This window comes from Chitinophaga arvensicola, from assembly GCF_900110835.1.
Lineage (GTDB): Bacteria > Bacteroidota > Bacteroidia > Chitinophagales > Chitinophagaceae > Chitinophaga > Chitinophaga arvensicola.
In genome coordinates this window covers 1622576-1646340 of sequence record NZ_FOJG01000002.1, presented here as the reverse complement: position 1 = coordinate 1646340, position 23765 = coordinate 1622576, and the positions used below count along the sequence as shown (strand labels likewise).

General features: G+C 46.2%; 21 protein-coding genes. 17 read left to right on the top strand and 4 right to left on the bottom strand.

Annotation, left to right across the window (positions count from 1 at the left end; translation table 11 throughout):
* The 11 genes from BMW79_RS24050 (at window position 1) to BMW79_RS24000 (ending at window position 12105) form a co-directional block, all read left to right on the top strand.
* Entirely contained in the window at window positions 1–1314 is a 1314-nt protein-coding gene (locus BMW79_RS24050) for an MATE family efflux transporter (protein WP_089898934.1), read from the top strand.
* Window positions 1315–1323: 9 nt separating this feature from the next.
* Window positions 1324–2538, top strand: coding sequence for a glycosyltransferase (locus tag BMW79_RS24045; RefSeq protein ID WP_089898931.1), 1215 nt, complete (start codon window positions 1324–1326; stop codon window positions 2536–2538).
* Window positions 2539–2592: 54 nt separating this feature from the next.
* Window positions 2593–3909, top strand: a complete 1317-nt coding sequence (locus BMW79_RS24040) for an O-antigen ligase family protein (protein WP_143059262.1) — start codon at window positions 2593–2595, stop codon at window positions 3907–3909.
* A gap of 21 nt (window positions 3910–3930) precedes the next feature.
* Window positions 3931–5079 carry a glycosyltransferase family 4 protein gene (locus BMW79_RS24035; protein WP_089898925.1) on the top strand — a complete coding sequence of 383 codons (1149 nt, stop codon included), beginning with the start codon at window positions 3931–3933 and terminating at the stop codon, window positions 5077–5079.
* A 100-nt stretch (window positions 5080–5179) separates the two neighbouring features.
* Window positions 5180–5578, top strand: a complete 399-nt coding sequence (locus BMW79_RS24030) for an acyltransferase (RefSeq protein ID WP_143059261.1) — start codon at window positions 5180–5182, stop codon at window positions 5576–5578.
* Window positions 5575–6801, top strand: a complete 1227-nt coding sequence (locus BMW79_RS24025; RefSeq protein ID WP_089898919.1) for a glycosyltransferase family 4 protein — start codon at window positions 5575–5577, stop codon at window positions 6799–6801. Before BMW79_RS24030 ends, BMW79_RS24025 begins: the two co-directional genes overlap by 4 nt.
* Window positions 6788–7402, top strand: coding sequence for a sugar transferase (locus BMW79_RS24020; RefSeq protein WP_089898917.1), 615 nt, complete (start codon window positions 6788–6790; stop codon window positions 7400–7402). The genes BMW79_RS24025 and BMW79_RS24020 overlap by 14 nt, the downstream gene beginning before the upstream one ends.
* Before the next feature lie 20 nt (window positions 7403–7422).
* Window positions 7423–8049: an acetyltransferase gene (locus tag BMW79_RS24015; protein ID WP_218150425.1), complete on the top strand. Its 627-nt coding sequence runs from the start codon at window positions 7423–7425 to the stop codon at window positions 8047–8049.
* A gap of 14 nt (window positions 8050–8063) precedes the next feature.
* The gene (locus BMW79_RS24010) at window positions 8064–9194 is read left to right on the top strand and encodes a DegT/DnrJ/EryC1/StrS family aminotransferase (RefSeq protein ID WP_089898914.1); all 1131 of its coding nucleotides are present in this window, start codon (window positions 8064–8066) and stop codon (window positions 9192–9194) included.
* A complete protein-coding gene (locus tag BMW79_RS24005; protein ID WP_089898911.1) occupies window positions 9191–10381 on the top strand; it encodes a right-handed parallel beta-helix repeat-containing protein in 1191 nt (396 codons plus the stop codon). Before BMW79_RS24010 ends, BMW79_RS24005 begins: the two co-directional genes overlap by 4 nt.
* A gap of 197 nt (window positions 10382–10578) precedes the next feature.
* A complete protein-coding gene (locus BMW79_RS24000; protein ID WP_177192310.1) occupies window positions 10579–12105 on the top strand; it encodes a T9SS type B sorting domain-containing protein in 1527 nt (508 codons plus the stop codon).
* Here the strand turns inward: BMW79_RS24000 and BMW79_RS23995 are convergent.
* Both BMW79_RS23995 and BMW79_RS23990 read right to left on the bottom strand, forming a co-directional pair.
* Window positions 12095–12835, bottom strand: a complete 741-nt coding sequence (locus tag BMW79_RS23995) for a tyrosine-protein phosphatase (RefSeq protein ID WP_089898905.1) — start codon at window positions 12833–12835, stop codon at window positions 12095–12097. The two genes, BMW79_RS24000 and BMW79_RS23995, sit on opposite strands and share 11 nt — an antisense overlap.
* Window positions 12836–12875: 40 nt before the next feature.
* Complete coding sequence (locus BMW79_RS23990) at window positions 12876–13349, bottom strand: GAF domain-containing protein (protein ID WP_089898903.1); 474 nt, start codon at window positions 13347–13349, stop codon at window positions 12876–12878.
* A gap of 177 nt (window positions 13350–13526) precedes the next feature.
* Between BMW79_RS23990 and idi the strand changes: the two genes are divergently transcribed.
* Window positions 13527–14063, top strand: coding sequence for an isopentenyl-diphosphate Delta-isomerase (gene idi / locus BMW79_RS23985; RefSeq protein ID WP_089898899.1), 537 nt, complete (start codon window positions 13527–13529; stop codon window positions 14061–14063).
* A 205-nt stretch (window positions 14064–14268) separates the two neighbouring features.
* Window positions 14269–15243: a terpene synthase family protein gene (locus BMW79_RS23980; RefSeq protein WP_089898895.1), complete on the top strand. Its 975-nt coding sequence runs from the start codon at window positions 14269–14271 to the stop codon at window positions 15241–15243.
* Window positions 15244–15330: 87 nt separating this feature from the next.
* Here BMW79_RS23980 and BMW79_RS23975 read toward each other — a convergent pair whose 3' ends face one another.
* A complete protein-coding gene (locus BMW79_RS23975; RefSeq protein WP_089898891.1) occupies window positions 15331–16371 on the bottom strand; it encodes a hypothetical protein in 1041 nt (346 codons plus the stop codon).
* Window positions 16372–16382: 11 nt separating this feature from the next.
* Window positions 16383–17087, bottom strand: a complete 705-nt coding sequence (locus BMW79_RS23970; RefSeq protein WP_177192309.1) for a TMEM175 family protein — start codon at window positions 17085–17087, stop codon at window positions 16383–16385.
* A 175-nt stretch (window positions 17088–17262) separates the two neighbouring features.
* Here BMW79_RS23970 and BMW79_RS23965 point away from each other — a divergent pair, with 175 nt between their 5' ends.
* The 4 genes from BMW79_RS23965 to BMW79_RS23950 are packed head-to-tail and all read left to right on the top strand — an operon-like array spanning window position 17263 to window position 23751.
* Window positions 17263–18609: a TolC family protein gene (locus tag BMW79_RS23965; protein WP_089898885.1), complete on the top strand. Its 1347-nt coding sequence runs from the start codon at window positions 17263–17265 to the stop codon at window positions 18607–18609.
* 36 nt (window positions 18610–18645) lie between these two features.
* A complete protein-coding gene (locus BMW79_RS23960; RefSeq protein WP_089898882.1) occupies window positions 18646–19785 on the top strand; it encodes an efflux RND transporter periplasmic adaptor subunit in 1140 nt (379 codons plus the stop codon).
* A gap of 21 nt (window positions 19786–19806) precedes the next feature.
* Window positions 19807–22980: an efflux RND transporter permease subunit gene (locus tag BMW79_RS23955; protein WP_089898879.1), complete on the top strand. Its 3174-nt coding sequence runs from the start codon at window positions 19807–19809 to the stop codon at window positions 22978–22980.
* 18 nt (window positions 22981–22998) lie between these two features.
* Window positions 22999–23751, top strand: coding sequence for a class I SAM-dependent methyltransferase (locus tag BMW79_RS23950; protein WP_089898877.1), 753 nt, complete (start codon window positions 22999–23001; stop codon window positions 23749–23751).
* The last annotated feature ends 14 nt before the right edge of the window (window positions 23752–23765 follow it).

Genomic DNA, 23765 nt, shown 5'->3' with positions numbered 1-23765 from the left:
ATGAGCTTTTTACGGAAAAGTATATTTGTTACTGGTGGTCAGATGGCTGGTATTATGTTAAACATGCTGGCTGGTGTCATATATTCCAGAAGCCTGGGGCCTGGCGGTATGGGACAATACGAACTGTTTCGTTCGTCTCAGATGGTGGTGGTAACATTTCTTTCTTTAGGAATGGGTACTGCAAGTATCTATTTTCTCAATAATCTGAAATATGAACCCCGGGAAATTATTTCCAACACGGCCAAAGTATCCCTTCTTTTTGGAGGGCTGTTGATTATTGGTTTCACCGCTGCCATTGTTTTTAATCCGGGCTATTTTGGGACCATCTCATTTATGATTGCATTGCTTTTTTCATTCGGCTCTGCTGCACTTGTAAATATTTCTACACTTCGCCCTGTTTTAGTAGCCCAACTGGCTTCTAAACGAATGGTGGTAATAGATATGTTACCAAGAATAATCATTTTGTTGAGTGGCTTACTGATGTTACTGATAAGTAAAAGAAGTCCCGCTTTTGCCATCACCGCTTTAGGCGTGGGAAATACAGTGGCTTGCTGTACGTTGTTTTATTTTCTCAGGGAACATTTACACTTGCGTACACCATTCAACTGGAAACTTCTGGGATCACTGTTGAAATATAGTATCAAATTGTCCGCTTCCAATTTTCTATATGTACTCACTTCCAATGTTACTGTAATGCTGCTGCGTTACACACAACAGCAGAATTTTAACCAGGTAGGATTGTATACGAGGGCGGTGGCTATCAGTGGTATGATAACGCTGATACCCTCTACAGTGGGCCCGCTGCTTTATGCAAAATGGGCTGGCTTGAAAGGCGACCTGCTAACCAAACAGGCGGAGTTTGCCATGCGGGTCAGTTCTTCTGTCAGCTTTGTGATTTCCGCCGGGGTCTATATTTTCAGCAGATATATTATTCATCTGCTTTATGGTCCGTCATTTTATGGCGCCAACGTAGCATTACGCATATTAGCCCCATCATTGGTGTTTATCACTATCTCCAGTATCTGTAACAATCTATTGGCGGGCGATGGAAAGGCCCTGATAACAATGTATATCCTGATGGTTACTTTTTCTATCGTGGCTGGCGTAACCTGGTTTACTGTAGGAAGGCTTGGAATAGAAGGAGCTGCATTGGCGGTACTGTGTGGTAATATCTTTTCCGCTGTTGCCGGGATAGTGGTTTGCAACAGGCAGTATGGACTGAATATTGCTAACTGCCTGGTCATCCGGAGGCCGGACATCCAGACAATGCTGAAGTCGTTAAAGTCGAAAAAACAGGCAGCTGTGATTAAATAACGTAACGTCATGAACAAAGCTACAGTAACAAAAAAAATACGGATCGGCTTCTTTTTCGATGGAGGAGAAGGAGGGGGCGTAGTTGAGTATATACACCTGTTGCTAAATAATATCAACAGGAATGAATTCCAGGTAACCGGTTTTTTTCTTGGTAACGGGAAGAGCCATGATACGTTAAAAACAGCTTTTGACGAAACGGTAATATTGACCCCTAGGCGACTCGTCAATTTTGGAAAGACGGGTACCCGTGTGCAAAAGATGCGTTCCAATCTGATAAAAATATTTACCGTTGCCCAGGGGATTAAATCGTTGGCCGCTGCCATTAAAAAATACAGAATTGATATAATAGATGTTAACTACTTTCCACACCATATTATTGCAGGCGCAGCCTGCAGGCTCACAGGTGTGCCATGTGTATGGCACTGGCATGGCGCTACCAGGCCATCCGGACTACGTGCACGGCTGGTGGCTTTTGGCTCCCGTTTTTTTTGTAACACTATCGTACCCATAAGTTTTTTTGTGGAGGATAGCCTCCCTCCGGTAGCAAAAAGAAGATCGCAGGTTGTATATAATGGAGTGGCTGTCGGAGATATTTCCGGAGCCGGTATTTCCGGACACCTGCGCCAATTGGCAGGAGTGAATGGAAATACCAGGCTGATAGCTATTCTGGGAACAATCACACCACTTAAAGGGCATGCTTTTTTTATCAAAGCGGCTGATATAGTACTGGAACAGTTTCCTGACACAAGGTTCCTTATAATAGGCAAGGAATCACCGGCACAGGAGAGACGGATCGCATTTGAAGCACAATTAAAAAAAGACGTTGCTGAACTTAAAAGAGAAAGTAAAATTCTATTCCTTGGCCAGGTCCCAAATGCTTCCAGGTATTTGGCAGATTGCGCAATTATCTGCACTCCAAGTATTCCATACAGAAATTTCCTGGGTGAAGGTTTCGGATTGGCAGCAGCAGAGGCCATGGCAGCAGGAGTTCCCGTGATAGCCACCAACGTCGGCTCATTCCCGGAGATTATTGATAATGGTAAAACAGGCGTTTTAACAGCGCCTGCTGATGCAGTGGCGCTGGCCGACGCGATACTTGGCCTGCTAAAAAATGAGTCACATCGATCTGCGCTGGGATCTGCTGCAAAAGAGCACATAGCCGCAAATTTTGATGTCCGGTTCACCAGCGCGAAAATGGAAGTCATCTACAAGCACCTGATTTAAACCGTATTAAGTTATATCCAAATGGCAATAATAGTAGCTGTCTTTTTTTTATTTATGATGTATAGAACTGCATTGAAACCAATGACAGGATTGGTTTTTATGTGGTTTGCCATTTGGCTGTATCCGAACGCGCTTCTGTACGGCACACTGCCATTGAATATACGCTTTGATGATATATTTGTCTTCTTTACTTTTATTGTATGCATTTACAAGAAGGCACCGGATACTAAAATATGGAGCCTGAATACCTTTCGACTGGCACTCGTGTGGTGGCTGATACACCTGTTGGGTAATCTTAACGGCCTTTTATACGGTGGTTGGTCGGCTTCACAGGAGGTCGTAAAGTTCCTGCTGAAAGCGGCTTACGTGCCTATGACCGTTGCTATTGCAGCTTCCCTGCTGAGAAGTTACGCAGACGTTAGAACATTCATTAAATGGTTGTTGATTGCCGGTGTTGCCACAGCCTTGCTCGGTGTTGGTACAGTAGTGGCGCCAAGGGCTTTCGGTATTTTTTTAATACCCAATACAGACCTTTCTGCCAATGAAGTTCTTGACAACATGGAGGGCGTAGTGGAGTTGGCCAGGAGAGCAAGAGGATCTATTGGTACAGTTGCTACCTCTGTTGTTTGCTTGTTTATGTCTGTACTGTCACTATATCTCCTGACCCTCAGGCAACAGAATTTCCTGGGTAAGAAATTTCTCATTTTTTGTTTTATCACCATCCTGCTTGGTTTGGCTTATACACAAAGCCGGGGACCGCTGCTTGCTTTCGCATTTACAGGTGCCATCATTTTATTCCGTTCAGAAAATAAAATTTTTTTATTCGGTGCTTTAATGGTAGCCATATTAGTGCTGGTGATAGATAACCCTGTCAGAGACCTTTTGTTTGCCCGGTTTACAGGCGCCACGGGAAGTACAACAGAAGCAGGTTTGGATAAACGCTCAGAAGTATGGAGCATGTTCCTGGATAAATTTGATCCGGTGCTGCTCTTTAACGGCATCGGTATGGTGATGGCTAAAAATATCTATAAAGCTACTGCACATAATACTTACCTGGGAGCTGTTATTTATAATGGTGTTTGGGGAGTGTCATTATTCTTTGTGATCATCGTAAGATCAGTGAAATATAGTATAAAACTGATGAAACAGAGGAACGAGACTTTATCAGAGATATTCGGTAACTACCTGATATTGTCGCTGGTATTTATGCTCATCATTGGTATAAGTATTGAGAATTTTCAGAACACCATCTGTATGCAGCTTTTCTTTTTGTTTATGTTAATCTGTGAAAAACTTATCAATGCAGGAGATGCAAAAACAGCATATGATAAAGCAGCGCGGTTGAAGGTGCTTGAAGCGCAATTGAACTAATTTATTATTCTATGTAACCTTATGGCAAAGATTTTATTACAGGCGTGGGTAGTGTCAAAAAGAGGAAATGAATATTTCCTCCCTTACACTCATTGGGTATATCTGAATGAGATTGTGAAGTATTATGACGAAGTGGGCCTGTTATCACCGGTTAAAGTGATGGGTGAGCATGAAGCTGGTTTGGTATCTCTTTCAAGCTTCAACCATGTGGTGGTACATGAACTGCCATATTCGGATAGTTATAAGGCAGCAGTAAAACATTATAAATCATACCGGGCCGCTTATCAGCAACTTAATCAGTATGACATCGTTTACTTAAGATATCCAACTCCCTTAGGATGGCTCAGTAAAAGGTTCCTGGGAAAAAAGAAACGTATCGTTCATTTTGTAGGTGATCCTATTGATGCGGCGTGGGTAAACCCTAACTTCCGTACCCTGAAAAAGTTAGCGTTGATATCTTTTTTCATGCCGGAACATATGGCTTATATCTGGGCTTGTAAAGGCGCAAAAGTGTTTACCAACGGCCATCATCTTAAACAGAAGTTAGCCAGGTGGCGGATAAATGCAACACCGGTGATTTCTTCTACCCTGAATGAAGCCGACTTCCATTTGGATGAAACGAAGCAATTGCCCAGGCATGGATTAAAGCTGCTTTATGTAGGGTATCTGAGAAAAGCAAAAGGGGTGGAAGTGGTAATTAAGGCTTTTGCCAGGGTGCAGCAAAAGTATCCTGGTGCTACACTGACAATTGCCGGATCAGGCGAATTTGAAAGGGAACTTAAAATGCTTGTTAAGGATAGTAGCCTGGAGGGTAAAGTAACTTTTTTAGGACATATAGACAATCGCACTACACTTAATACACTTTTTCGGACCCATCATATATTTTGTTTTGCCAGTTTGTCGGAAGGCTCTCCCAGGGTGATATTGGAAGGTATGGCCAATGGAATAAATATACTGAGTACACCCGTTGGTTCGCTACCGGCAGTATTTAAGCAGGAACACGACATTATGTACGCGGATTTTAACGATGAAAAGGCATTTTCAGATCGCATTGCTTATCTGGTCGAACACCCGGAATCAGCCGCTTCTTTGAGAAAAAGAGCATATGAAAAAGTAAAGGAGTTCACTATTCAAGTGTTTATTAAAAAGATATTTACGAATGAAGGTTAAGTTATCCATAATATATTCCTGGTTTGTCCGGACGATAACAATACTGTTGCCTAACATACCTGTTTTTATGCGTTTCCGGGGTTTTTTGTATTCATTGATGATGAAGCGCTGCGGAAGGAATTTCCAGGTTACAGCGTCTGTTACATTCAATTCCCTTTCGGGACTTACGGTGGGTGACGACGTCTACATTGCGCACAATTGTGTGTTGATAGGACTGGACATTCATATCGGAAACCGGGTATTAATAGGACCTAATTGTATTATTTCATCGGCTAACCACACTTTTCATAATGGGGCTTATCGTTTTGGTAAATCAGATCCAAGACCGGTCAGCATTGGTCATGGAGCATGGATTGCAGGCAACTGCTCTGTGGTCGGGGGAAGCGTGTTGCCGGCCCAGTCTGTATTGGGAGCCGGATCGGTCATCAATAAACCTTTCACCGAAGAGCGTGCATTATATGCAGGTGTGCCAACGGTCTTTATAAAGAAATTACCATGAGAATCTTATATATCCATCAGTATTTTACATTGCCCGCTGCTGCAGGAGGTACCAGGTCTTATGATCTGTCAAAACGGTTCACACAAGCCGGTCACAAGGTCATTGTGATTACCAGCAGTTCTTTCCTGAAAAACCTCTACCAGTTTTCGAAAGGTTGGACCATACTGGAATTGGAGGGTATTGAATTACATGTTCTGCATGTGGAGTATAGCAATAAGATGAGTTTTTCAAAACGTATTATTGCCTTTTTGAAATTTCTCGTATTTGCTTCTTTCCGGACTTTCAGGATTAAGGCAGATGTGGTTTTGGCCACCTCTACACCTATTACCGTGGCAATACCTGCTATTACTGCAAAATTCTTCAAACGCGTTCCGTTTATTTTTGAGGTCAGGGATGTTTGGCCTGAGGTGCCGGTAGCGATGGGCATTATAAAAAACAAGATGCTGATTCGTTTGTTGGAGCGGTTTGAGAAATACATTTATGCTAAATCTGCTCATATTGTTGCATTGTCGGATGATATGAAGTCCTCCGTTATCCGTCGTATAGGCTTGCCTGCGCACAAATTGTCTGTCATTGCAAATATTTCTGAAACGGATCGTTTTTCAAAGTATTCACAGCCTGGTGCATTGCTACCTTCCTTGCTGGGATATGCGCCGCGTAAAGTAGTGCTGTATGCAGGCACACTTGGAATGGTAAACGGATTGAAGTATATGGTACAACTGGCCAGCCACGTTCACAAGCTGGACCCGTCCGTGAAGTTCATCATTTTTGGAGATGGAATGGAGAAGGAGATGCTGGTACAATATGCACAGTCGGAAGGAATCTTAAATCAGAACATATATTTTTTTGATCCGGTGCCTAAATCGCAGCTATCGCAGTTGTACTATGAATGTACCGTTGCTTCTTCGTTTGTAACACCTATCCCGCAGTTGTGGGCTAATTCAGCTAATAAATTTTTTGATTGCCTCGCTGCTGCAAGGCCGGTGGTAATCAACCACCAGGGATGGCAGGCCGCAGTGATAGAACAGGAAAATGTAGGATTTGTGCTGGACTTTGATATTAAAAAGATGGCTATCGAAGCGCAACGGTTTTGTAATTATATCAATGACGATCTGTTATTGGAAACGCAACGGAACCGCGCCGGGCGACTGGCGAAGAGCGCCTATTCACTCGACATAGCCGCTAGTAATTATCTGAAAATTTTAAGTGATGTGGTATCGTAAACTATTTAAACCATTATTTGATTGCCTGATTGCCTTATCTGCATTCATCTTGTTATTACCATTTTTTTTGGTAATCACATTACTGCTGACCATTACAAATGGAGGAAAGCCATTTTTTACACAACGGAGGCCCGGTCTTAATGGTCGTGTATTCAGGCTGATCAAATTTAAGACAATGAATGATAAAAGGGCAGCAGATGGTAGTCTGTTAAGGGATGAGGAGCGAATGACGAAAGTTGGCGGACTTGTCAGAAAGACTTCGCTGGATGAAATACCACAATTGCTGAATGTAATAATGGGAGATATGAGCCTGGTAGGTCCCAGGCCACTGTTGGTCGAATATCTTCACCTGTATAATAATGAACAGCACAGGCGTCACGAAGCCAGGCCTGGAATTACGGGATGGGCACAGGTGAATGGCAGAAATGCTATCAGTTGGGAAAAGAAATTTGCACTTGATGTCTGGTATGTGGATCACATGAACCTGTTACTGGATATAAGAATTATGTGGATGACCTTTATTAAGGTATTCCGGTCAGAAGGGATAAATCAGGCAGGACACGTTACAATGGAAAAATTTACCGGAAGTCCGAAATATTAACCTTTGCTTAAACTCAGGAAATGGAATTACAACCGGAAATATATCTCTTAGGTGCCAGCGGACATGGGAAAGTTATCATCGAAATTATGGAAAGAATGGGACAGGTACCGGCTGGTATATTTGATGATGATCCCTCACGCAGGGAACTCCTTGGATACGCTGTATCCGGACGTTTTGATCCCGCTAAAATCAGCAGGGCAGCAACCTTGATCATTGCCATAGGGAATAATCATATACGCAAGAAAATTGCAGGCAGGATGACCTTGCCTTTTACTACAGTTGTTCATCCATCTGCCTGTGTGTCATCCAGGGCTACTATCGGACCGGGAACAGCGGTAATGGCAGGATCAACGGTTAATAGTGAGGTGATGATAGGAGCGCATTGTATCATTAACACTAATGCATCGGTAGACCATGATTGCGTGATAGACGACTATGTTCATATTTCTCCAAATGTAGCTTTGGCCGGAAATGTAACAGTGGCGGAAGGAGCTCACATTGGAATAGGCGCCTGTGTGATACAGGGGGTCACTATAGGAAGATGGGCTACCATTGGCGCCGGAGCAGCAGTGATACGGGATGTTCCTGATTATGCAGTTGTGGTGGGAAATCCTGCGAGAATAATAAAATATAACTCAGAAATATAGTAAAGTTTCAGATCATGAAGGAAAAGATATGGTTATCATCTCCACATATGGGAGAAAAGGAATTGGAATTTGTAAAGGATGTTTTTCAGTCTAACTGGATTGCCCCGCTTGGACCACAGGTAGACGGGTTTGAACGGGATCTGCAGCATTATACCAATTCCAGGCATGCTGCAGTACTTTCTTCCGGTACAGCGGCATTACATCTTGCGCTTATTTTGCTGGATGTTAAAAAGGGAGATGAGGTGCTTTGCCAGAGCATGACTTTTTCGGCCTCAGCCAATCCCATTGCATATCTCGGCGCTATACCCGTTTTTATTGACAGCGAACGGGATACATGGAACATGGATCCTGAGTTGCTGGAAAATGCCATCCGGCAACGACTGGAAAAAGGGAAAAAGCCGAAAGCTATTATTCCGGTCCATCTATATGGAATGCCGGCAAACATGAAGGAAATTAACGCCATCGCATCCAGGTATGAAATTCCCGTAGTTGAAGATGCTGCCGAAGCACTTGGCTCTTTTTATCAGGGAACAGCCTGTGGTAGCCTGGGACAGATGGGAATACTGAGTTTTAATGGCAACAAAATTATCACCACCAGTGGTGGCGGCGCCCTCCTGAGTTCGAGTAAGGACATGGTTGACAATGCCCGGTTTCTCGCTACCCAGGCCAGGGATCCTGCTCCTCATTATGAACATAGTCATATCGGGTATAATTATCGGATGAGTAATATATGTGCAGGTATAGGACGGGGACAGATGACGGTGATTGATGAACGGGTAAAACAACGCCGTTCTAATTTTGACTATTATGTGAAAGAACTTGGACAATTACCTGGTATTACTTTTTTAAGTGAGCCGGAAGGCTGTATCAGTAACCGATGGTTAACTACCATACTGGTGGATCAAAAAAAGAGCAAAGGTGTTAGTCGTGAAACGCTGAGGTTGGCACTGGAAAAAGAGAACATAGAATCCCGGCCGCTTTGGAAGCCTATGCATAAGCAGCCAGTTTTCTCCGGTGCACCCACCTATTCCAACGGCGTATCTGAGGCCCTTTTCGAAGATGGCCTGTGTTTGCCAAGCGGATCAAATCTGACGCAGGAGCAATTAAGGGAAGTTGTTAATCAGATAAAAAAAGAATGGAAATGAAGCAATATTCTTTCAGGCGATCATGGAAATCAGTAGCGCTGGCGATAACTTTCGCGCTTACCAGTGGATGCTTTCCTTTAAAAGCGCAGATACCTGCTTTTTCATATAAGCAGGGAGTGGCTGACCAGTATACGGTAAATGTTCCATCCGATGCCTTTAAGAATAAAGCGAATGAGATCGCTGCAACGGCGTTTGATCTTACCGCAGCCTTACCAAAAGGATATCAGAAAGATGGAAAGGTAGATTATACCAGTTATCTGCAGACAGCAATGGATCAACATAAATCCGTAGTGCTGCCAGACTTTCCGGTACTTATCAATGATAAGGGCTTAACCGTAGGAAACGATGCCAATATTGTTTTTAAAACACATTCAAAACTGCTCCTGCAAACTACAGAGAAGGATACGTACGAGATATTGCGGGTACACAATGTACAGAACGTGAACATATATTTCGCTACCATTGAAGGAGACCGCAGTACACATAAAGGCGCCGCCGGCCAATGGGGAATGGGAATTGCTATTCGTGCAGCCAAAAATGTAAATATTTATGCACCCCGCATTTCAAAATGCTGGGGTGACGGAATATATGTGGGGGGATTGAAAGGAGTAACCAGTAGCAACATTAATATCTATAATGCCATGTTGGATTACAACAGGCGTAATGGGATGTCCATTACTTCTGTCAGCGGGCTGAAACTGGTTGCTCCCGTCATCTCAAATACATACGGACAAACACCAATGAGTGGTATCGACATTGAACCAAATAATAATAATGATGTTATAGACAATATTTTGATGGAAAATCCAGTTACTCTAAATAATGCAAAACATGGGATTGTTATTGCCTTGTCCAGATTGATTGGTACAAATCCAAAACAGGTAGACATAACTATCAGGGGGCATCAGGACGACGGATCTTCTATTGCCTTTTCCATAGGAGGAATGAAGAAGTACTATGATGTACCTCCAATGAAAGGTAGTATTCAAATAATTGATCCGGTGTGGAAAAATAATATAGAAAGACCTTTCCGCAGCTATAAACCTAACGGATACGCTCCTACGGTGAAGTTCATGAAAGTCAGTATAAGGAAAACGGACAAAAACGGTAAGGATCAGCCAGATAGCGAGAAGATGAATCTGATGAAAAAAACGATTGTCAGTGAAAGTAAAATGATGATGGAGTAAACGTCAGAGTTCGGCAGAAGGCCTTACATTAAATTGTTTTATAGGATAGATTAAATCATAATTTATATTTTTATATATTCGTATTTTATGTAGTTGTGTATATCGGTTTTATACAGTTTGACGCGTAGAATGCAGCATAAAAATCTTAGTTAATATCCTATCTAAACACTATTATGTGTAATAGACCATGCTTTGCCTTGAAAATCCTATTGTACTGTCTGTTTGCCTGTTGTATAAAGGCAAACGGTCAGGACATACCGTTAAAAAATCCGTCCTTTGAAGATAAACCAGTACAAGGTAAAGCGCCGAAGTCATGGACAACAGCCATTGGCACACCCGACATTCAGCCTGGTATTTTTGGTATAGCATTACCTCCCTCAGATGGGAATTCCTATGTAGGACTCCACGGCGGCCCTTTATGGCCGGAAGGTATCGCTCAAGCCGTATCCATGAAGGGAGGATATAGTTATTCACTTTCTTTTGACCTGGCATACACCGCTTTTTATGCGTATGCAGGATGCTATGGAAATATAGCTATCTACGCCGGAGACACACCAGGAGATACCGCTGAATTGCTATGGAGATCGGGCCCGTTCTCTCATACAAACTGGAAAAGGTACAACGCGGTAGTCAATCCTGCCCGTGACTACAAGTACATTTCCTTCTGGACAGATGCAGCTGTCGCCTGCGAAAAAAGTGCATACGGATCTATTGTGCTGATAGATAATTTATCGCCTTCTCTCCGGGAAATCCCCCAGGTTATTATTGCTGTAGAGAATACCTGCAGAGGTAAAACTATGGGTACAGCTTCCGCTAAAGTAATAGGTAATGCAGGACCATATACCTATCTGTGGACTCCTGGTGGCCAGACAACAAATAAAATTAATAATCTATCCCCCGGAAATTACCAGGTAACCGTAACAGCAGCTAACGGCACCTCCGCCACGGCATCTGTAACGGTAAAGGAAATAGTATTGGTAAGTAAAGTCAGTACTACACTTTCGGGCTGCCATGGAGAAGCTAAAAATGAAATCAGGATTGTTACCGAAGGGGGTCTTCCTCCTTACCGGTATTACCTGAATAATGCGGTTCAGCCAACATACACGCCCGAATTCAAAGGACTGAAAGCAGGAAATTACTTTGTAGCGGTAAAAGACGATATGGGTTGTGAAGACAAACTTCGTGATATAAAAATAACCGAGCCGGATCCGCTGCAGATAGTAGGAGTCAACACCCGGGATATCAGTTGCAGTGAAACCACCGATGGAAAAATTGAACTGAAAGTGACAGGAGGAACATCTCCTTATCTGTATAAACTGGAAACTTCCGGCTGGCAGACCGATAACAGCTTTAGTCAGCTCGGTGAGGGAAGTCATCAGTTCCAGGTAAAAGATCAGTATAGCTGTTTAACAGATGGTAGCGCCAGTATCAAACGTAATATCCGTGAATGTGCGGTATTTGTTCCCACTGCCTTTACACCCAATGGCGACGGGCAGAATGACCTGTTCCGCGCAAAGGTGCATGATGACGTACACGATTACCGGCTGGATGTATTTACCCGCTGGGGGCAAACCGTATTCAGTACCAACAATCCGGAAGGCGCCTGGGATGGACTCTTTAAAGGAAGTGCGCTGCCTGCGGCGACGTATGTGTGGGTACTGCTGTATACCGACAGTAAGCAGCAGGCGCGTAAGCAAACCGGTACCGTGATGCTTATAAGGTAGCGTTGCCGAAAGGATAATGATCCAGTACTTTCCGGAGTTTGCTGTTGGCGGCAATACCGGTAATAGCCCGGAGATGCTTGTCGTGGTGAAGATCTGTACCAATAAGATCTGGTAATCCGGCAGCAACCATCTTCTCCGCCGCCTGCTGTATATGTTTGCCATAATAACCGGTAAGGGAGAGCAGATTGAGCTGGAGCAGGCAACCCTGTTTTTTCAGTTGTTCATACTGCTGTATATCGGAATGATAATAGGCATATCGCTCCGGATGCGCCAGCACAGGCTGATAGCCAGCTGCCTGGATATCGAACAACCATTGGGCCAGTTGCATGGGCGCCGACATAAACGAAATTTCTACCAATACTTTATTCCCGGAGATCGTGAGCAGCGGTTTTTGCAGTAATGGTACAAACTGTTCATCCAGGTAATATTCAGCGGCAAAATGAAAGGGGAGGGGACTGCTACGTTGCAGCAGTTGTTCCTGCACCTGCTGATAGGGTGTGGTCAGGGTATCTGTTGAATTCGGATACCTGTCCATCATGATATGCGGTGTGGTAATAATTTTACGGATACCCATTCCCTGTAGTTGCTCAATAAAATGTAAGGAGGTGGCTACATCCTGCACACCGTCATCCACTCCGGGCACCAGGTGCGAGTGGATATCGGTGCTCATGAAGGCCAGCAGGTCTGCCGGCGGATGTGTATCGTTATTTTTTCTGCGGAAAAAAAGCATATGGTTTCACAATGAGGCGATGATATAAAATTCCGCCTGGCTATATCACAATCAATGCCACAATTTCCTCCAGGTAAGCCTGGTCGGTGGTATCAAAATGTGCCAGGTGCTCGCTGTCCACATCCAGAACGGCTTTTACTTCTCCGTTGCGGACCAGTGGAACTACGATTTCAGACCTGGATAAACTGCTACAGGCAATATGTCCCGGAAAGGCTTCCACATCCGGTACAATCAAGGTGCTGGCCTGCGCCCAGCTGGTACCGCAAACGCCTTTGTTCTTACGGATACGGGTACACGCTATTGGTCCCTGGAAGGGGCCAAGCACAAGTTCTTCTCCTTTCACGAGGTAGAAACCTACCCAGAACCAGCCAAACTGCTCTTTAAGCGCAGCGGCTACATTTGCCAGATTGGCCACCAGGTCGGGTTCTCCGTCCAGTAATCCTTTTATTTGTGGGATCAGCGAGGTGTATTGTGCTGCTTTATCTCCGCCGCTGACCTGTAAGTCTTCTGCCATTTTCGTTGTTGTTAATATTACAAAAGTCCGGAAAATTTATATTATATTTATCTAAGTAACCGTTAAAGTATTGCTGTTAACCATTCAACCAATTAATATCTGTATCAGGTGTAGTATATTTGATGTTTATCCTATTTTTATCCGCCGGAAGCGTATTTAAAATATCTTTGACACACTATGAAATCACCGGACGTAATATTAGTGAACGAACAGGATGAGCCTATTGGAACGATGGAGAAAATGGCTGCTCATGAGAAGGGATTGCTTCATCGCGCTTTTTCTGTATTTATCATCAATGATGCAGGCGAGATTTTATTGCAGCGCAGGGCGCTGGAAAAATATCATTCTGCCGGCCTTTGGACAAATGCTTGCTGTAGCCACCCTTATCCTGGTGAAGACACAGCTGTAGCCGCCCATCGCCGCCTCCAGGAAGAAATGGGGTTCGATTGTGAACTCCGGGAAATCTTTTCGTTTACCTATAAAACAGGCTTTGACAACGGGCTCACAGAACATGAATTTGACCATGTACTTTTAGGCACCTATAATGGCCCTATTACGCCAACGCCATCAGAAGTAGATGATTACCGCTACCTGTCTTCCGGCAAAATCCTGGAATTAATGGACAAAGAACCCGCCGCATTCACCATCTGGTTTCATCGTGCGTTGCCTTTAGTATTAGAATATCTTAATGTTCCGGCCAGTGTGATATCATAAACCTTTATTTTACTATGCCAGACTTTTGCTGTTAACCGGGTTGTTTTAATACCATAAAATTACCTGCACCTACCTCCATTATTGACTGCTTTCAGTGGCGGCTGCCTCTGCATGCCTGCACTTTTTCGTTTTTTCCGGGCCTCCCCCGGAAACGCCGACGTCATTTGATTACCCTCGATATTTTAACTATTAAACCCAAAGACACATGACAACCATCCAAATGCCAGCTATCAGCTATCCATTTCCGTCCGGCCTCAATCAACATGTACAGGAAGCCCAGGAACATATCAGCTCCTGGGTCAGATCCTACGGCCTCATTACGTCCGACCTGGCGTGGCGACGCTTTGAAAAAGCCCGTTTTGCGTGGCTGGCTGCCAGAGCCTTCCCGGATGCGGCTTTACACGAACTCTGTATCATCGCCGACTTTAACACCTGGTTGTTCATCCTGGACGACCAGTGCGATGAAGCGTCCATGGGCCGTAAAGCCGATTACCTGAGAGCCATGATGGCAGGATTCATGGACATCCTGCAGCATAACCGGCTCATCACACCTGCCACCGGCGCCCCGCTACCCGCTGCCCTGAGCAGCATCTGGGAACGGATGAGAGCCATTGGCAGCGCCGCCTGGCGGCTTCGCTTCATCCGCAGCATGAGCGATTATTTTACTTCCTGCATATGGGAAGCCGAAAACCGCGAAGCCGGTATCGTGCCTTCTGTGGCCGACTATGTACACATGCGTCCCTTCACCGGCGCCCTCCTGGCCGATATTGAAGCCATCGAGATCATCGAAAAGATCTATCTCCCAAGGGATGTGGTGGAACAAGCCCTGCTGCAGCGAATGATCCAGGCCTGCAACAACATCGTTTGCTGGGCCAACGACCTCTTCTCCTGCACCAAGGAGTCCAGGCAGGGCGATGTACACAACCTCGTGCTGGTATTGCAGCACGACCGGCAATGTTCACTCCAGGAGGCCATTAACGAGGCCGCCCGTATGCACAACGAGGAAGTCGCCATTTTTGTGACGCTGGAAAAACTCCTGCCGCTAAAAGGAGTGGAAACAGATTATGAATTATTGCGGTATGTATCCGTATTACGCTCCTGGATCACCGGCAATTACGATTGGAGCATCAAAGATACAGGCCGGTATGGAATCGCCCTGGGAGATGTAGTGGCTGCTTAAGATACAGCCGGGTCATTGTATTTATTTATCGGTATGAAGCCTGCGGTAGTTGTTATTTTAGGGAGATGACAAACGCCGCAGGCCCTTTTATTTTCGCCCGGCGCCCTGTCGCATCCGCTTCTCAATAAGCCGGCCCACCCACCAGAACGACAATGCCATCACCCCGAAGAAAAGCCCCTTGTTGGTAAAGTCCCAGAGGTATTCAAAGTAACGGGTATACAGGTCAAGCAACAGGAAGGCCACGCCAAGATCCCGCAACAGATCGTCTTTCATTTTCAGTCCCAGCAGAAAAACGCCTGCACAGATCACCGTATATATAATCACCCACTGCAACAGGTGTACCTGCCGCAATTGCTGCCATTCATCCCAGGTGCCGCAATTGCCGAAGATGGAGATCAGCCAGCCGGAAACCAGGAACAGAAGCCAGCCCCCGCTCCAGGTAATTTCTTTGATGGGGGCATATACCCGGAATTGCCGGAGCAGCCAGGCCACCCCAATCAGCAGCACGCCCAGCAGGGCCATACGGCAGGGGAGGTTCATGCCAAGGAAATAGGAGGCGTCGTTGGTGAGGTAGTAGGTGAGCTTTACATAGGCCGGAATCAGGCAAAGCAAAGTGGCGATCCACATCAACCGGGAATGAAGCACAATGCCCAATACGCCGAAACATGCCGTGGCCAGCAGCCAGAACGCGCCATAATTGCCGTCCAGGTAATTTACGCTTTTGCCGAGATATACCACGCTGACGCCTATACTAAGTACAGGCAGCAGCCAGAATAATTCCCGGTTAAACGAAAACAACGGTTGATGTTTATTTCTCCGCCAGCCTTCATAACAGAGGAAAATAGTTAATGCGGCAAAAAGAAGGGCAATCACGCCGTCTGTTAGAGAAAATTTCTTCCGGATAATCTCTATCCACTTCTCATCCAGTACCAGCGACCCGAAAGCCATCAGCGCACAGGAAATAGCCGCTATAAAAATGTAGAGCGTAATGGTTTGCCAGTCGGTATTCACCACTTTGAAACTCTCCTTCAGCGATCCCGCCTGTTCATCGCTGATGAGCCGGTCCTGCTGCCAGCGCTGAATAGCGCGTTGCAGCACCTGGGCCTCCTTTTTGTCTAATTCTAACATAGGCTGCTTTTTCAGTGATTGGGTTCCATTTTGTGTACCAGGCGGAGCGTATTACGTTTTTTTATCTTTAAACGGAAATAATTGAATAAAGCCAGTGCCGGAATAAGCATATAACTGATACGCTGGTACGCTGTATTCTCCGGGTACAGGAAATATGTCATCGCAATACAGGTAAAACCGGTCGCCATAGTAAGGAAACCATATTTAAACCGCTGGTATAATAATTCTTTTTCGGTATGATGCCCCGGCACCGCCAGGTCCGGATTTTTCTGGAAAACATAGTAGCTGATCCAGAACAAAGCCGCCAGACAGCCCGCCAGGTCGCACAGGTAGATAAAAAAAGGCAACATATAGTGGGCATTCGTCTGCAATAACGCCGATGTAGAAAAAGGGAACAACACAATAAAAAATAAAAAGAAAAGATGACGATGAATCAATCCTTCATTGTAATTTTGGAGAAACCGGCATAATTGAAGATGCCGTACCCAGAAGTTCCCGATAAACACAAAACTTGCTGCAAAGGTTAAAAACTGGATAGCAGCAGGCTTAAATAACTCCCAGTAACGGTCGGCAGGCACTTTTTCAGGAAGATCAGGCAATTTGATCTGAAGAACGATTAAAGTAATGGCAATGGCAAACACCGCGTCACTGAAAAAAATCAAACGCTCCAACTCAAGCTCACGATGAAACGGTTTGGGTTCTTTTATAACAGACATAGACATAGTTAACAATAACTTTTCCGAAAGATACGAAAATAGCTTTTAGCGGACGGCTAATCGCTTTCCTGTTCATTTTCCCGGGAAGGTATTTTAGGGAACCACCCCACAGAACCTTTTTACCTGTTTGTTGTTAAGTATCTATCAATCATCATATACTTTCAAAGTAATAAGTATGCATTGTCGTCTTTTTCTATTCACCATTCTTTTATTGTCAGGGATCACCACGGCTTACGGGCAGATAGATACAACGCAGCAGGGACCTTTTGCTTTTAATCTGGCCAATTGCATACAATACGGACTGGCACACCAGAACGATGTCGTAAATGCCCGCCTGGATATCAATTTCTCCAGGGAGCAGATCAAGGAAGCCACCGGAAAGCTGTTACCCCATGCAGACATCAACGCCAGCTTTACGGATAACATGAAACTGGCAACGTCCCTGATTCCCGATCTGACCAACCCTACTTCTCCCGAAAAAATCCCCGTTCAGTTCGGAACCCGCTTCGCTTCTTCTGTTACCGGTCAGGTAAACCAGACGATCTTCAACAGCGATTACTTCCTGGGACTGAAAGCCGCCAAAGTATACGGGGGACTGGCAGAGAGAACCTATAAAAGAACGGAAATCGATACCCGCGTGGCCATTTCAAAAGCGTATTACGCCGTGCTGGCCAACGAAGAAAATATCCGCCTGTCCAAATCCAATATGGAGCAGCTGGAGAAAACCCTCAAAGATACCAAAGCCCGGTATGATGTAGGCGTAGCAGAAAGAGTGGACGTAGACCGTATCCAGGTATCCTACAACAATGTGGTCACCGATATTGAAACCCAGATCCGGTTACTCGTATATACGACCCAGTTATTAAAGTTCCAGATGGGGATGCCACAGGAAGCAAAACTGGACCTCACGGAAAAGGTACAGGACCTGAACGCGGACGATTTTCTGACCGATACCATCGACTACCGGGTACAGGACCGAGTGGAATACGATATCCAGACCACCCAGATTGCCATCAATGAACTGAGCCTGAAAAGCAAAAAGATGGGTTACCTGCCCTCATTGAGCGCTTATGTAAATTATGGATGGAATTATTTCTCTACAGATTTCGGGGATCTCTATAAAACAGGTTTCGGGGCCTCTGCCCTCGGTGTTACCCTCGCATGGCCCATTTTTACCGGCACCGAACGGTTACATCAGATCCGGCAAAACCAGATCACACTGAAGAAATCACAAAATGATCTGGATTACCTGTCCCAACAGATTAAGCTGGAAGTCACCAACGCCAATACCGTCTACCTGAATAACAAAGCCAAAATGGTTACCCAGAAAACAAATATGGGGCTTACCCAGGGGATCTACGACCGTATTGTACTCAAATTTGAACAGGGAGTAGCCACCAGCCTGGACGTAACCTCGGCAGAAAGTGATCTCAAACAGGCGCAGGTTGATTATGTGCAGGCGTTGTTAAATACCCTGATCAGCAAAACAGACCTGGATAAAGCCATGGGCAAAATCAAATAAAGTATCAGCATTCGTAATTCGCAATCAATTTCTCATATGTATCTAATAAATTACAAGCGGACCTTTTATGTGGCAGGAATGATACTCTGTGTGGCCTGTGGCAACAGCAAAAAGCAACAGCAGCAGGCCGCTATGATGGGGAAGATGAAAGCCACCGTAGTGGCGGTGGAAGTACAGCCAGCCTCCTATACCGTGGCGGAAAAATTCCCTGCTACCCTCGTGGCCCACGACATAGTACAGCTGAAACCGGATGTTTCCGGTTACCTGGAAGCCATCCGGGTGGCCGATGGCAGCAGCGTTACAAAGGGACAAGCTTTATATGATATAGACAGAAGCCGCTATGCTGCCGCATACGGCCAGGTGGCTGCCACCCAGCAACAGGCAGAAGCAGACCTGGCACAACGGCAACGCGACTACGAAAGGTATAAATCCCTGCTCGATCACGATGCCATCTCCAAACAAACCGTGGATCAGGCCTACACGGCTATGCTCACTGCCCAGGCCAATGTGGCCGCAGCAAAAGCATCCGTAGCCAGGGCCGGTACGGATGTAAACCACGCCGTGGTAAAAGCACCCGTAAGCGGTAAGATAGGTATCGCCCAGATCAAGGTGGGAGATGTGATCAATGCCGGCCAAACCCTCATCAACACCATCGTCAACGAACACCCTATGTTTGCTGATATGGATATTCCCCAGGCCCGCCTCCCGGAATTCCTCCGCATCCAGAACGGAAAAGGCGGTGACGAGAAATTCTTTATCCAGTTCGGTGACGGCACCCGCTACAGCGAAGCCGGTAAGGTGTTAACGATCAACAATATTGTAGATCCTACTACGGGCACGGTTCGCGTACGTCTCGTGTTTGACAATAAAGACAGTATGCTGAAATCCGGTATGAGTATCGTGGTGGTTATGCAATACGGCACACCGGCTACCCAGCTGGCTATCCCGGCCAAAGCCATTATCCAGAACTTATCCGAAACCAGCGTGTATACTGTTTCAAAAGATAATGTGATCGGCGCACAGGACATCGTTCCCGGCGCTGTGACTGATACCATGCAGCTGGTGACCAGCGGCCTGAAAGCCGGCGACAGGATAGTGGTGGAAGGACTCCAGCGCGTGAAACCCGGCGACACTGTGAACATTGCAGGAGCAGGACAAGGGGCAGGCAAACAATAAATACTAAATCACTCTCACAGTATGATCTCAAAAACATTTATAGAGCGCAAGAATACTACGATCGTAATTGCCATCATTATTGTGATTGTAGGGCTCATCTGCATGTTTAACCTCCCCATTGCACAGCTGCCGGATATCGCACCGCCGGTTACAGATGTAAGGGCCAGTTACGTGGGAGCCAACTCCACAACGGTAGAAGAAACAGTGACCACGCCCATTGAAAACCAGGTAAACGGTACGCCCGGCGCCATGTATATCCAGTCGGTAAGCGCCAACGATGGTTCCATGAGTATCACCGTGAGCTTCAAACTGGGTACTGATCCCGATATCGCTACCCTGGATGTGCAGAACCGTGTGAGCCTGGCGTTACCCAGTACACCCGATGAAGTACGTCGTGTAGGGGTAACCGTGAAGAAACGTTCCAATGATATGCTGATGGTAATCGCGCTGAACTCTCCCAAGGGAAAACATACCCGCGAATTCCTCGATAACTACCTGAACATTTACCTGAAACCTGAACTGGCCCGTCTGGCCGGTGTGGGTGACGTGAATGCGTTCTCCCAGGATTATAGTATGCGTATATGGCTCAACCCGGATAAAATGGCTGCCCTCGGCCTTACCGCCGGTGACATTTCCCGCGCCATTACGGAGCAGAACCAACAGGTGCCTGCCGGTTCCATTGGCGCTGCCCCCATGCGCAGTTCACAGGCTTTTGAATACACGGTGAGCGTAAAAGGCCGTCTCGCTACCAGCGAAGAATTTGGTAACGTGATAGTGGCCACCAGCCAGAACGGTAGCCTGGTAAGGCTCCGCGATGTAGCCCGTATCGACCTCGGTTCCTTTACCTACGCTATCGAAGCAAAAGCTGATGGTAAAACAGGTAGTGGTATGGCCATCTACCTCGCTCCGGGTGCCAATGCCCTGGATGTAAATGACCTGGTAGAGAAAAAGATGAACGAGATGGCAAAGAGTTTTCCGGAAGATGTAAAATGGCTCGTTCCATTTGAATCTACGTCTTTCGTAAAAATCTCCATCAAAGAGGTAATACAAACATTTGTAGAAGCCCTGATACTGGTGGTGATCGTGGTGTTTGTATTCCTCCAGAACTGGCGTGCTACCATCATTCCGATCCTCGTTATTCCCATCTCCCTCATCGGGACGTTCATATTTTTCCAGCTGCTCGGTTTCTCCATCAACACCCTCACCCTGTTCGGTTTCGTACTGGCCATCGGTATCGTGGTGGATGATGCCATTGTGGTGGTGGAGGCGGTGCAGCATCATATTGACGCTAACCTGATGTCGCCCCGCGAAGCTACTTTCAAAGCTATGTCGGAGGTACAGGGACCGGTAATTGCCATCGCCCTCATCCTGGCAGCGGTGTTTGTGCCGGTAGCCTTTATTCCCGGTGTGAGCGGACGACTGTATCAACAGTTTGCCTTAACCATCGCCTTCTCGGTATTGTTATCGGCTTTCCTGGCACTAACGTTAACGCCTGCACTCACCGCCATCCTGCTAAGACCGGCACATCTGACGCAGAAGTCGACAGGACTGAACAAGATCTTCTTCAAATTCAATGAGTGGTTTGAAAGATTTACCAACCGCTACGGAAAAGGGGTGATGTTCAGCATCCGCAAAACCCCGGCGGTGCTGGTGATCATGGCCGTGATATTTGTAGCCGCCTTCTATCTCTTTAAGAAAACACCTACCACCTTCGTTCCCCAGGAAGATATGGGCGCCATGTTCATCGCCCTGGAACTACCGGAAGCTTCTTCTTCCCAAAGAACCAAGGAAGTGGTGGCACAGGTGAGTGATATTTTGCTGAAAGACAGTGCAGTACTGCACTTTTTCGGCATCACCGGGATCAACTTTGTGGCCAACGCCACCAAGCCCAACTCCGGAACCTTCTTCGTGAGCCTCCGTCCGTGGGATGAACGATACGCCCATGGCGATAATATGGGAAAAGTATTAGGCAGGATACAGATGGCGACAAGCCGTATCATCGGCGCCAATATTATTTGTATTCCTTCGCCTACACTGCGTGGATTGGGTAATACCGGCGGTTTCTCCTTCATGCTCGAACAACGGAGTAACCCGGATATCAACCAGTTCCTGCAGGTTATGGGGCAATTCCTGATGAAAGCAAACCAGCGGCCGGAAATAGCCCGGGCCTATGCCTTCTTCAGCGCCAATACCCCACAGTTCAACGTGGAAGTAGATCGTGATAAATGTAAGCAACTCGGTGTAGCCGTAAGCGATGTGTTCAATGCCCTGCAAACTTTCCTCGGTGGTTTGTATGTCAATGACTTCACCAAATTCAGCCGCAGCTTCCGCGTAGTATTACAGGCAGATTCTACCTACCGTACCAGCATCAATAACCTCAATACCTACTACGTAAGGAATGCCACCGGTCAGATGGTGCCGCTCAGTGCACTGATCACTACCCAGAAAGCTTCCGGCGCCCCGGTAATCAATCACTTTAACCTGTATCGCTCCGTGGAAATCAACGGGGATAGCAAACCAGGCTACAGTAGTGGTGATGCCATCAACGCTCTCAAGTCAGTAGCCGCAGAAGTGCTGCCGGAAAACTTCTCTTTCGAGTGGGCCAACGTATCCTTACAGGAAATTGAAGCAGGTAACAGTAGTGTACTCATTTTTGCCTTGTCGATCCTGTTTGTATTCCTGCTGCTGACAGCCCTGTACGAGAGCTGGTCCGTACCATTCTCCGTATTGCTGGCAGTACCGATCGCCTTGTTCGGATCTATCCTGGCACTATCATTAACCAAACAATCTAATAGCGTATACTCCCAGATCGGGTTGATCACCCTGATCGGGTTGGCAGCAAAGAATGCCATCCTGATCGTGGAATTCTGTAAAGAACGTGTCGACAGAGGAATGCCCCTGCTCGATGCCACATTGGAAGCTGTAAAACTGCGTTTGCGTCCCATCCTGATGACTTCTTTCGCCTTTATATTAGGGGTGTTGCCATTGTGCTTAGCACAGGGCGCCGGTGCAGCTTCCCGCGTAAACATTGGCTTTACCGTAGTAGGCGGTATGCTGGCAGCTACCTTACTGGGTATCTTTACCGTACCGGTACTCTACGTACTGATCACAAAAGTATCTTACGGTAAAAAGAAACTGGCAGACCTGGAAGCACACGGTAATGAAGAGAAAAAACCAAAAGGATTGGGAGAATAACCCTAACTTCATTTTCGTATGAAAAACACGGAACGCTTCAGCACAAGAGTAGATAACTATATTAAATACCGGCCGCATTACCCTGCGGCCGTTATTCCTTATCTCGAAACCGAAACAGGTTTAACCCGTCATACCGTAGTAGCCGATATCGGCGCCGGTACCGGCATTTCCGCCCAGCCATTCCTCGACAACGGCAATAAAGTATACGCCGTAGAACCCAACCGGGAAATGAGGGAAGCTGCAGAGAATCTCCTGAGCCGCTACCCCAATTTCACGGCGGTAAACGGCAGCGCAGAACATACCACCCTGCCCGATGCTTCAGTAGATTTAGTGATTGCAGGCACCGCTTTCCACTGGTTCGACCAGGTAGCCACTGCCGCAGAATTCCGCCGGATCGGTACGGAAAATGCCAGAGTAGTATTGATGTGGAATGTACGCCAGGCAGAGCTGCCCTTTGAAAAAGGATATGAAAAACTCCTCCATCAGTATGGCACCGATTATAAAGATATGCAGCACAGAAACGTAGGGGCGTCTGAGTTAGCTGGCTTCTTCAAACCCGGTACCATGCAGGAAAATGTGTTTCAGAACGCGCAGCTGTTCGATTTTCCCGCGCTGAAAGGACGATTGCTCTCTTCTTCGTATATCCCCGAAAAAGATCATCCTTCTTATCATACGATGATAACCGCACTGGAAGACCTGTTCGAAAAATTCAAGGAGCAGGGCATGGTGAAGTTTCACTATGAAACGAAGTTGTACGTAGGACAAGTATAGCTAACCTGAAATAT

Excerpts from the sequence above, each read along its gene's own strand:
- BMW79_RS23970 (WP_177192309.1), bottom strand. The coding sequence starts at position 17,087 with ATGTCTGTTATAAAAGAACCCAAACCGTTTCATCGTGAGCTTGAGTTG.
- BMW79_RS23955 (WP_089898879.1), top strand. The coding sequence starts at position 19,807 with ATGATCTCAAAAACATTTATAGAGCGCAAGAATACTACGATCGTAATT.
- BMW79_RS23950 (WP_089898877.1), top strand. The coding sequence starts at position 22,999 with ATGAAAAACACGGAACGCTTCAGCACAAGAGTAGATAACTATATTAAA.
- BMW79_RS24035 (WP_089898925.1), top strand. The coding sequence starts at position 3,931 with ATGGCAAAGATTTTATTACAGGCGTGGGTAGTGTCAAAAAGAGGAAAT.
- BMW79_RS24010 (WP_089898914.1), top strand. The coding sequence starts at position 8,064 with ATGAAGGAAAAGATATGGTTATCATCTCCACATATGGGAGAAAAGGAA.
- BMW79_RS24025 (WP_089898919.1), top strand. The coding sequence starts at position 5,575 with ATGAGAATCTTATATATCCATCAGTATTTTACATTGCCCGCTGCTGCA.
- BMW79_RS23965 (WP_089898885.1), top strand. The coding sequence starts at position 17,263 with ATGCATTGTCGTCTTTTTCTATTCACCATTCTTTTATTGTCAGGGATC.
- BMW79_RS24050 (WP_089898934.1), top strand. The coding sequence starts at position 1 with ATGAGCTTTTTACGGAAAAGTATATTTGTTACTGGTGGTCAGATGGCT.
- BMW79_RS23975 (WP_089898891.1), bottom strand. The coding sequence starts at position 16,371 with ATGTTAGAATTAGACAAAAAGGAGGCCCAGGTGCTGCAACGCGCTATT.
- BMW79_RS24015 (WP_218150425.1), top strand. The coding sequence starts at position 7,423 with ATGGAATTACAACCGGAAATATATCTCTTAGGTGCCAGCGGACATGGG.
- BMW79_RS23980 (WP_089898895.1), top strand. The coding sequence starts at position 14,269 with ATGACAACCATCCAAATGCCAGCTATCAGCTATCCATTTCCGTCCGGC.
- BMW79_RS24030 (WP_143059261.1), top strand. The coding sequence starts at position 5,180 with ATGAAGCGCTGCGGAAGGAATTTCCAGGTTACAGCGTCTGTTACATTC.
- BMW79_RS23960 (WP_089898882.1), top strand. The coding sequence starts at position 18,646 with ATGTATCTAATAAATTACAAGCGGACCTTTTATGTGGCAGGAATGATA.
- BMW79_RS24005 (WP_089898911.1), top strand. The coding sequence starts at position 9,191 with ATGAAGCAATATTCTTTCAGGCGATCATGGAAATCAGTAGCGCTGGCG.
- idi (WP_089898899.1), top strand. The coding sequence starts at position 13,527 with ATGAAATCACCGGACGTAATATTAGTGAACGAACAGGATGAGCCTATT.
- BMW79_RS24040 (WP_143059262.1), top strand. The coding sequence starts at position 2,593 with ATGATGTATAGAACTGCATTGAAACCAATGACAGGATTGGTTTTTATG.
- BMW79_RS24045 (WP_089898931.1), top strand. The coding sequence starts at position 1,324 with ATGAACAAAGCTACAGTAACAAAAAAAATACGGATCGGCTTCTTTTTC.
- BMW79_RS24020 (WP_089898917.1), top strand. The coding sequence starts at position 6,788 with ATGTGGTATCGTAAACTATTTAAACCATTATTTGATTGCCTGATTGCC.
- BMW79_RS23990 (WP_089898903.1), bottom strand. The coding sequence starts at position 13,349 with ATGGCAGAAGACTTACAGGTCAGCGGCGGAGATAAAGCAGCACAATAC.
- BMW79_RS23995 (WP_089898905.1), bottom strand. The coding sequence starts at position 12,835 with ATGCTTTTTTTCCGCAGAAAAAATAACGATACACATCCGCCGGCAGAC.